General features: G+C 64.3%; 1 protein-coding gene. It reads left to right on the top strand.

The window, feature by feature from the left end:
* Positions 1-631, top strand: a 631-nt coding sequence (locus JK361_RS40665; RefSeq protein WP_268983311.1) for an alpha-amylase family glycosyl hydrolase, incomplete at both ends; no start/stop codon positions are given.

Genomic DNA, 631 nt, shown 5'->3' with positions numbered 1-631 from the left:
TGACCTCGCCGACTTCGTGGAGTTCGTGGACGCCGCCCACCAGCGCGGCATGCGCGTCATCATCGACTTCGTCATGAACCACACCAGCGACCAGCACCCGTGGTTCCAGGAGTCCAGGCGGGATCCGGACGGTCCGTACGGGGACTACTACGTCTGGGCCGACGACGACAAGCAGTACCAGGACGCCCGGATCATCTTCGTCGACACCGAGGTCTCCAACTGGACGTACGACCCGGTACGCAAGCAGTACTACTGGCATCGCTTCTTCTCGCACCAGCCGGACCTGAACTACGAGAACCCGGCGGTGCAGGAGGAGATGATCTCCGCGCTGAAGTTCTGGCTGGATCTCGGCATCGACGGGTTCCGGCTGGACGCGGTGCCGTACCTGTACCAGCGGGAGGGCACCAACTGCGAGAACCTGCCGGCGACCCACCAGTTCCTGAAGCGGGTGCGCAAGGAGATCGACGCCCAGTACCCCGACAAGGTGCTCCTCGCCGAGGCGAACCAGTGGCCGGAGGACGTCGTCGACTACTTCGGCGACTACTCCTCCGGCGGCGACGAGTGCCACATGGCGTTCCACTTCCCCGTGATGCCGCGGATCTTCATGGCCGTACGGCGGGAATCCCGCTAT

This window comes from Streptomyces musisoli (assembly GCF_016741855.1).
In the GTDB taxonomy this organism is placed as follows: domain Bacteria; phylum Actinomycetota; class Actinomycetes; order Streptomycetales; family Streptomycetaceae; genus Streptomyces; species Streptomyces musisoli.
The sequence above is the reverse complement of the archived record's forward strand: the minus strand, read 5'-3'. Positions and strand labels throughout refer to the sequence as shown.